The organism is Mesorhizobium sp. M7A.T.Ca.US.000.02.2.1, from assembly GCF_003996995.1.
Lineage (GTDB): Bacteria > Pseudomonadota > Alphaproteobacteria > Rhizobiales > Rhizobiaceae > Mesorhizobium.
The window spans coordinates 1-9081 of the sequence record NZ_RZTT01000252.1; the positions used below are offsets into that span (position 1 = coordinate 1).

The 9081-nt window shown below is 62.9% G+C and carries 8 protein-coding genes; 3 read left to right on the forward strand and 5 right to left on the reverse strand.

Annotated elements, in window-relative coordinates:
• A partial coding sequence (locus EOD15_RS21920; RefSeq protein WP_148129609.1) for an NAD(P)-dependent oxidoreductase occupies positions 1–970 on the reverse strand: 970 nt, incomplete at its 3' end.
• A 139-nt stretch (positions 971–1109) separates the two neighbouring features.
• The gene (locus EOD15_RS21925; protein WP_127322393.1) at positions 1110–1826 is read right to left on the reverse strand and encodes a gamma-glutamylcyclotransferase; all 717 of its coding nucleotides are present in this window, start codon (positions 1824–1826) and stop codon (positions 1110–1112) included.
• Between the two features lie 165 nt (positions 1827–1991).
• Between EOD15_RS21925 and EOD15_RS21930 the strand changes: the two genes are divergently transcribed.
• Positions 1992–2768 (forward strand): VOC family protein, encoded by a 777-nt coding sequence (locus tag EOD15_RS21930; RefSeq protein WP_127322394.1) that lies wholly within the window; start codon positions 1992–1994, stop codon positions 2766–2768.
• A gap of 76 nt (positions 2769–2844) precedes the next feature.
• Here the strand turns inward: EOD15_RS21930 and EOD15_RS21935 are convergent, their stop codons facing one another.
• A complete protein-coding gene (locus EOD15_RS21935) occupies positions 2845–3333 on the reverse strand; it encodes a hypothetical protein (RefSeq protein WP_027035007.1) in 489 nt (162 codons plus the stop codon).
• 195 nt (positions 3334–3528) lie between these two features.
• On the opposite strand from EOD15_RS21935, the gene EOD15_RS21940 reads away from it, so the two are divergent.
• The gene (locus EOD15_RS21940) at positions 3529–3921 is read left to right on the forward strand and encodes a DoxX family protein (protein WP_127322395.1); all 393 of its coding nucleotides are present in this window, start codon (positions 3529–3531) and stop codon (positions 3919–3921) included.
• A 113-nt stretch (positions 3922–4034) separates the two neighbouring features.
• Here the strand turns inward: EOD15_RS21940 and EOD15_RS21945 are convergent, their stop codons facing one another.
• Positions 4035–6461: an FAD-dependent oxidoreductase gene (locus EOD15_RS21945; protein WP_127408817.1), complete on the reverse strand. Its 2427-nt coding sequence runs from the start codon at positions 6459–6461 to the stop codon at positions 4035–4037.
• Positions 6462–6518: 57 nt separating this feature from the next.
• Positions 6519–8057, reverse strand: coding sequence for a trimethylamine methyltransferase family protein (locus EOD15_RS21950; RefSeq protein WP_148129610.1), 1539 nt, complete (start codon positions 8055–8057; stop codon positions 6519–6521).
• A 216-nt stretch (positions 8058–8273) separates the two neighbouring features.
• Here EOD15_RS21950 and EOD15_RS21955 point away from each other — a divergent pair, with 216 nt between their 5' ends.
• Complete coding sequence (locus EOD15_RS21955) at positions 8274–8864, forward strand: transglycosylase SLT domain-containing protein (protein ID WP_127270553.1); 591 nt, start codon at positions 8274–8276, stop codon at positions 8862–8864.
• Positions 8865–9081: the final 217 nt, after the last annotated feature.

Sequence of the window (9081 nt, forward strand, 5' to 3'; positions counted from 1 at the left end):
CCAGATCCTGCTCGAACTCGGACGCATTCATGTGCTCCTGGCCGCGTCGGTAGCAGATCGTCACCTCCTCGGCGCCGAGCAATTTCGACTGCACGGCCGCGTCGATCGCCGTCATGCCGCCACCGATGACGACGACGCGGCGGCCAACCGGCAGGCCGGAAAGGTCGCTGGCCTGGCGCAGTTCGGCAATGAACTCGACCGCGTTGATGACGCCGTCGGCGTCCTCGCCATCGGCACGCAGCGCATTGACGCCGCCAAGGCCCATGCCGAGAAACACCGCATCGTAATTGCGGATCAGATCCGACAGCTGATAGTCGCGGCCAAGGGCCTTGCCGTTCTGGATGTCGATGCCGCCGATCGCGGTCACATAATCGACTTCGGCCTGGGCGAAATCGTCGACACTCTTGTAGGCGGCGATGCCGTATTCGTTGAGGCCACCGGCTTTCGCGCGCGCCTCCAGAATGGTCACGTCATGGCCGTGGCGGGCGAGCCGGTGCGCGGCGGCAAGGCCGGCCGGCCCGGCGCCGACTACGGCGACAGTCTTGCCGGTCGGCTCGGCGCGCGGATAAAACTGCTTGTTCTCGCTCATGGCGACATCGGTGGCATAGCGCTGCAGGCGGCCGATCTGCACCGGCTTGCCTTCCGCCACTTCGCGCACGCAGACTTCTTCGCACAGCGTTTCGGTCGGGCAGACGCGGGCGCACATGCCGCCCAATATGTTCTGGTCGAAGATGGTCTTGGCCGAACCGATCGGATTGCCGGTCGAGATCTGGCGGATGAACAGCGGAATGTCGATCGAGGTCGGGCATGCGTTCATGCACGGCGCGTCGTAGCAGAAATAACAGCGATCGGATTCGACCAGCGCCTCGTGGTGATCGAGCGGCGGATGCAGGTCGGAAAAATTATCCGCATACTGGTCGGCCGAGAGCCTGCCGCCCGCAATGCCTTCCCTGAATTGGCCTTCTGGCATCGTCAGTTCCCCATGTTTTCTTTTGGGGAAGGCTAGCACGTTTTATTTTTTTATCAATTGGTCAATTTTCGGCGCAAGCCACTGAAAAGGCTGAGTAATAACATGAATTCTTTACTCATGTTATCGGAGGCCGCTGCGTCTACAGTGCGAGTGAATGGCCGGGTTCAAGCTTACAGCCATGAATGGTCTTGACCTCCTCCGCGACCAGTTGCTGCAATCGCCACAGATTGCGGTCATGGATGCCGAACGCCTCGAGGTGGCTGACCGTGTTGTAGAGATATTCGGCGCCGGATCCGATATGCCCGCAGGCTCTGGCCAGCACGCTCGCCACTCTGTCCAACGGCTGGTTCAGCGACGTTCCCCTGCCCTTCACGCCGACCCAAAAACCGAGCGCGCGCAGCGTGCCTTGCGGCGTATGCACCGGCAGCCAGCGGACCGTCTCGATGCTTTCGTGGTCGCTGATCTCGCGCCGCAGCAGCCTTTCGATCTGCGCCGGCTTCTCACCCTCAGGCAAGCGATAGATCACGCCGTTGCAGCGCCCGCCCCGTTCGAGCGCCATCATCAACCCAGGCTGCTCGGCGCTGCCGCGCCACCGCACCATGTCGAGGCAGAAAGAGCGGTGCCAGCCAAAGGCCGTGGCGAGCTGTTGCTCGACCGACTCGAATTCCGGCTTCCAGATCAGCGACCCATAGGCGAACACCCATAACGGTCCCTCATCGGCTTCATTGGACAGCCGCAAGGCAAGGCTTTGAAAGTCCTCGTCGTTCATGTCTGTCCAGCTCGGGTCCGGGCCGGGATCGGCCTCTTCCCGATGGCACAGTGCGACAAGCTCGGGCGTGAGCGACATCAAGCGCATGGACGACAACCCCTCATCACCGCAGAGAAATCGAAAACCGCTGGGTGCGCAACCAGGGACCGCTTGGCACACACACCCATTGTTGTCCGGGCGGTGTCGGATTTCCGTCGTGAGGATCGTCCTATGATGGACGACGATCACACATGAAAGGTGAGGAGACCGAAAATGCCAAAAACCCCGATGCCCTTCTTCTGGTACGAATTGATGACATCAGATCTCGACGCTGCCCAGGCGTTCTACCCCAAAGTGGTCGGCTGGAAGGCCCAGCCTTTCGACGTGGCGCCGGGCATGCCGCGCTATGTCGTCATGAATGTGGGCGAACGTGGCGTCGGCGGCCTGATGACCTTGCCCGAGGATGCCGCCAGGATGGGCATGCCGCCTGCCTGGCTTGGCTATATCCACACCAGGGATGCCGACGCTGCCACGGCATCGCTGGAGAAAGCCGGCGGCACCGTTCACCGGCAGCCCGACGACATTCCGGGTGTCGGCCGCTTTGCCGTCGTCGCCGATCCGCAAGGCGCGACGTTCATGTTCCTGCAGCCGAACGGCCCTGACCAACCTGTCGTGCCGGCCGGCACGCCGGGTCACATCGGCTGGCACGAGCTTTATACGAGCGACTGGAAAGCCGCGTTCGATTTCTATTCCGAGCAGTTCGGCTGGGTCGACGCCGGCGATTTCGACATGGGCCCGATGGGCACTTACCAGACCTTTACGGCCGGCCCCGAATCCGGCGGCGGCATCATGAACAAGCCGGAGCAGATCCCGGTGCCGGTGTGGCGATTCTACTTCAACGTTGCGGCCATCGACGCGGCGGCCAAACGGGTCACCGACAATGGCGGCAAGATCCTGATGGGGCCGATGGAGGTCCCCGGCGGCAGCTGGGTCGTGCAGTGCCAGGACCCGCAAGGCGCACACTTTGCCTTGATGGCGCCGGTCCGCTGACCGCGATAAGGCACCGCTGACACAAAGCGCCGGCTTCGGACCACCGATGAAGGCCTCCCCCCTGCCTGGCGCCGTCTCATTCCGGCGCCAGCACGGCGACCTTCAGCTCAGCTTTTTTCGCGCCGCTGAACTGGACGGTGGCCGGGCCGGGCGCAAGCTTGAAGCGCACGCTCTTGCGGATGCCAGGGCATGTTTTCACGCCACTATAGCCCGCCGACTTGATGGCCTGGCCATCCTGGATGACATCGATCCAGGCCTCGCCCGAGAGACTGATCTGGATGGCTCCCTCGGACGGTACCTCCACGCTGGCGACGGCACCAAACGTGTCTGATGCCGGGGCACGTTCGGGCGCTACCGCAAAACCGGCTTTCTCTACCGGCACCAGCTCCAGGTCCGCAGCCGCACCGACCGCCAGCGCCGTTCCGGACGGCGTTGCCGGTGCTGCGGCAAACAGGGTCTGCTCCCGCGTCACCGGCCACTTGAACGCCTCACAGCCGGCGTCCTCGGCCATGGCGAAGCTGGTGCCTGCAAGGATTGCGAAGAGGCTGATGGCAGCTTTTTTCATGGCAAAGGGAACCCACATTTCTAGAGTGCCGCACCATACAACCATAACGATAGGACTGCAACCCTTGCGGGAAAAATATGAAAGGTCAATTGGGGAACATTCCAATCACCGATTGTTGACGGCAGGCCGTGGGAAGTGAATGGTCCATTCCTGGGTGATAATCTATGGCCGGGCGGATTGAAAAATGGAGTCGTTATGAAGCTTTTCGAAAGCCTCTCCAGATACCAGCCGCAGGCGCTCGCCGTGTTGCGCATCATGACCGCGCTGCAGTTCATCGAGCATGGCAGCCAGAAACTGTTCAACTTCCCCGTCAGCGCCGATCCCCACGCCCTTTCCGGGCTGACCGTGACCGCCGCCATCCTCGAATTCGCTGGCGGCATCCTGCTGGCGCTGGGCCTGTTCACGCGGCCCGTGGCATTCCTTCTGGCCGGCGAAATGGCGATCGCCTATTTCATGGCGCACATGCCGCGCGACTTCTTCCCGGTCAACAATGGCGGCGATTCGGCGATCTCGTTCTGCTTCATCTTCCTCTATCTGGTGTTTGCCGGCGCCGGCGCCTTCGCGCTGGACAACCGCCGCAGCGCCTGACGCCCAGAAGAAGGGGCGTGACTAGTGCATGTCACCCAAAAGTGCCCAGCGATTTTGGGACAACGACATGCACAAAACAGGTATCTGAAGCGCATCGGCGAAGCCGAAGCGCTTCAGGCACGCATCCGTTCGAAATTGGCGTCGAAAAGCGGCACCGCCTGCATGCGTGCCGTATGGCGCTTGCCCAGCAGCTCGATTTCGAAGCCGTCGCTCTCATCGGCGATCTCCTTCGGCACATAGCCGACGGCGACGGACTTCTTCGAGTGATGCGCATAGCCGCCCGACGTCACCCAGCCGCGCACGGCGCCATCGAACCAGATCGGCTCGTCGCCAATGACATCGGCATCGTCGGCATCGACGATAAAGGCGCGCAGGCGCAATTTGCCGCCCTGCCTGCGCTCGGCCAGCGCCGCGGCCTTGCCGATGAAATCGGCGTCCTTGCCGTAAGCAACGAAGCGGTCGAGCCCCGCTTCCAGCGGCCCGTAGATCGGCCGGTACTCGCGCCCCCATGAGCCGTAATTCTTGTCCAGCCGCAGCGCATTGAGGGCGCGCGAGCCGAACAGGCCGATGCCGAATTCCTCGCCCGCCGCCATCAGCGCTTGATAGGCGGCGCGCTGGTATTCCGGCGCCACCCAGATTTCGTAGCCGAGATCGCCGGTATAGCTCACGCGGCCGACCAGGCACGGCGCCATGCCGACATCCATCCGGCCAATGGCCATGAAGGAAAATGCCGCGTTGGAGACATCCGAGCGCGTGGCCTTTGCCAGCACATCCCGCGCCTTCGGACCGGCGATCGACAGACCGGTGAGCCTCGAGCCCAGCGCTTCGATGCGGACCGATCCATCGTCAGGCAGGTGCTTCTCGAACCAGCGCATGTGGTATTGCTCGGCGATGCCGGAGCCGGCGAGGAACCAGCCATCCTCCCCCAGATTGGCCAGCGTGAAGTCGCCGATCAGCCTGCCGTCCTGCTTCAGCATCGGCGCCAGCGTCATGCGGCCGGGTTTCGGCAGTTTGCAGGCAAGCATCCGGTCGAGCCAGGCGGCCGCCCCCTCACCCGTCACCTTGTATTTGGCGAAGCTCGAAATCTCGGACAGGCCGACACTGTCACGAACCGTCGCGACCTCCTTGGCGACCTGCGTGAAGTCGCTCGAGCGGCGCCACGAGAACTCGTCCTTGACGCCTTCCGGTGCGTACCACAGCGGCACTTCCAGCCCATAGGCAACGCTCCATTGCGCACCCTTGACAGACAGCAGATCATAGATCGGCGTCGTCTTCAGCGGCCGCCCGGCTGGCAGCTCCTCATTGGGGAAGCGGATCGAAAAGCGCCTGGAATAATTCTCGCGCACCTTGGCGTTGGTGTAGGCCATCGTCGCCCAGTCGCCGTAGCGCGCGACATCCATCGCCCAGATATCGGCGCCGGGATCGCCCTCGATCATCCAGTTCGACAAAGCGAGGCCGACGCCGCCGCCTTGCGAAAACCCGGCCATGACACCGCAGGCGACCCAGAAGCCCGGCAGGCCGCGCACCGGCCCGACCAGTGGGTTGCCGTCCGGCGCAAAGGTGAAAGGCCCGTTGATGATCTGCTTGATACCGGTGTTCTGGAAGGCGGGGAAATGGCGGAAGCCGACCTCCAGCGACGGCGCGATGCGGTCGATGTCCGGCTCCAGCAATTCATGGCCGAAATTCCATGGCGTCTGGTATTCGGACCACGGCTTGTTGGCCTTCTCATAGGTGCCCATCAGCATGCCGCCGCGCTCCTGGCGCAGGTAAAGCTCGCCGTCGAAATCGACCGCATGGATGATCTCGGTGCCGGTCTTGGCATTCCAGGCGGCGACCTCAGGCATGTCCTCGGTGATCAGGTACATGTGCTCCATGGCAAGCACCGGCAGTTCCAGACCAACCATGCGGCCGACCTCGCGCGCCCACAGGCCGCCGGCATTGACGACATGCTCGGCCACCACGTCGCCCTTGTTGGTGATGACACGCCACAGCCCGTCAGGACGCCGCACGATGTCCTCGACCTTGGTGAAGCGCTCCACTTCCGCCCCAAGTTTCCGCGCGGCCTTGGCATAGGCATGGGTGACGCCTGAGGGATCGAGATGGCCGTCCTCCTTGTTCCTGACGGCGCCGACGAACTGCTTGGGATCGAGCAGCGGCATCAGCTCGGCCGCTTCGTTGGGCGAGATCTCCTCGAGCTCGATGCCGAGATAACGGCCCTTGGCGACGACGCCGCGCAGCCAGTCCAGCCGCGCCTCGGTTGCCGCCAAAAGCACGCCACCGGTCAGATGCACGCCGGTCGCCTGGCCGGACAGCTCCTCGATCTCCTTGTAGAGGTTGATCGTGTATTTCTGCAGCTTGGCGACGTTGGGGTCGCCATTGATGGTGTGCATGCCCCCGGCCGCGTGCCAGGTCGAGCCCGATGTCAGCTCGTCGCGCTCCAGCAGGACAACATCGGTCCAGCCGTGGCGGGCGAGATGGAACAACACGGAGCACCCGACGACACCGCCGCCAATGACCACGACCTTTGCATGCGATTTCATGGATTTTTCTCTAATATCAGTGAGTTGGATGGGTGAGTGGATTCAAGCTGGGAACGATCACGGCTCGCCCTGCCCGATCGCTTCCTTGCGCCTGGCCATGTAAGCCTCCAGCGCCTCGCGCACGGCGATATCCATCACCGGCTCGACATAGTCTTCCAGCGCCTTCTTCCACAGCCGCGTCGCGCGCGCCGTGGCGTCGAGACCGCCGGCTTCCTGCCAGGCCTCGTAATTCTGCCAGTTGGACAGCATCGGCTGGTAGAAGGCGGTGGCGTAGCGCTCCAGCGTGTGCGGCTCACCGAAGAAATGGCCGCCGGTCGGCACCGCGCCCAAAGCCTCGACGGCAAGCTCTGCCTCGTTGACCTCGATCGGGCGCAGGAACTCCATCATGTGCTGGATCATCTCGACATCGATGATGAGTTTTTCGAACGACGCCGTCAGCCCGCCCTCTTGCCAGCCGGCGGCGTGGTAGACGAGGTTGCCATGGCCGAGCACCGCGCCCCACAGCGCCATCAGCGTCTCATAGGCGCCTTGCGCGTCGGCAGCGTTGGAAGCCGAGCCCGGCGTCGTGCGGTAGGGTAGCCCGTAGCGCCGTGCCAGTTGCCCCGACGCAATGTTGGCCTTGGTGTTCTCAGGCGTGCCGAAGGCCGGCGCGCCGGACTTCATGTCGACATTGGAGGTGAAGGCGCCATACATGACCGGCGCGCCCGGACGGACAAGTTGCGTCAGCACGACGCCGAACAGCGCCTCGGCGTTCTGCTGCGCCAGCGCCCCGGCCAGCGTCACCGGGCTCATCGCCCCCATCAGCGTGAACGGCGTCACCGCCACCGACTGGCCGAACTCGGCCATGGTCATCAGTCCTTCGGCCATCATCTCGTCGAAGCGGCGCGGCGAGTTGACCGAGATGATGGTGGTGATGCCGGGATCGTCGCGCATCTGGTCGAGCGTCAGCCCGCGCGAAATCGCCATCATCTCGATGCCGTCAAGCGCCCTGCCCCTGCCGATGGCCGAGACATGGAAACTCTTGTCGGTCAGCGTCAGATTGGTGAAGTATGTGTCGAGATGACGGGAATTGGCTGGCAGTTCGACCGGTGCACACACCTGGTTGCCCAGCATGTGGATGCAGTTGAAATGCTGCGCCAGCCGGGTCAGATCCGAATAGTCGCGCAAATTGCCGGCGCGGCGCCCGCGCTCCATGTCGTGTACATTCGGCGGCCCGGCGACGAGGGTGAAATTGATGGTGTTGCCGCCGAGATGAACCGCGTTGGCCGGATTGCGCGGCGTCAACACATAGCTGGACTGCGTGGTCTTCAACACGTCTTCGATCAGGCCGCGATCGATGCGGACATTCGCTGAGGCATGATCGACTTCGGCGCCAGCCTTCTCGAACAGCGACAGCGCCCGCGGGCTCATCACCTCGATGCCGAAATTCTCCAATATGTGGATCGACGCCTGATGGATCTGCTCGATCTGGTCGGGCGACAGCATGGCCATTGGCGGATAGGGATTTGTCACCCGCCTGAGCGGCAGTTGCGGGATGGCCGACGGGCCCCTGTTGCTGGTGCGCTCGGCGCCGCGTTTGCGTCTTGGTTCGTTCATGCCCGGCATCAAAGCCCCGGCAAACCGGGCAAGCTGTCAGAAATACGCCGTTTGCGGGCGTGATTTTCGCCACGGCGGCATTTCTGTAATATCTATTTAGAGTAAGCGACGAAATACGTCGGATTACTGACACAAATTCCCTCAAGCGACTGCTTGGGCGAAGCGTTAACGGACGCTGCAAGATTCCCTTTATGATTTCGGCCTATTGCTGCGCCAATGCGTAGTTCGAGTTTTAGTAAAATTGGTGCGGTTTGCGTGCTGCTGGCGCTTTCGGCCTGCGCCACGCCGCCCAGCCACATCAACAATGTCTGTGCCGTCTTCGACCAGAATGACGGCTGGTTCGACAACTGGCAGTCGGCCGCCGAGCGCACACAGCAGAAATACGGCATCCCCGTTCCCGTGCTGATGGCGACGGTCCGCAAGGAATCCGGTTTCAAGAGCAATGCAAGGCCGCCGCGCACCAAGCTGCTCGGTTTCATTCCGTGGAAGCATGTCTCGTCGGCCACCGGCTTTTCGCAGGCGCTGGACGGCACCTGGTCGCAATATCAGCGCGAGACCGGCAACTGGGCGGCCCGGCGGACGAAATTCGCCGACGCCGTCGACTTTGTCGGCTGGTATCATTCCAAAACGGCAGACACGTATGGCGTCGCCCGCAACGACACCTACAACCTCTATCTCGCCTATTATCTCGGCTGGACCGCCTATGGCCGCGGCAACCGGGGCGATGCCGGCGTCCAGGGCTATGCCCGGGCCACCGACAAGATGGCGCGGGACTACGCGCAGCAACTGAGCGAGTGCGGCAACTGAACTAATTCCGGGCATGAGCATTTCAACCAACCGCTGATGGACGGCATGCCTTGCCGACTAGCGGCAAACGCTCATCGCTTCGTCATCCACGGGCGGAGCAAGGAGCGCAGCGACGCAGCGCAGACCCGAGGATCCATGCCGCGACTTCAAATCGCCGCCGCGGGCAGAAATTGTGCTCCGCTGCGCCCTCGGCTGAGGTCGCGGCATGGATCCCAGG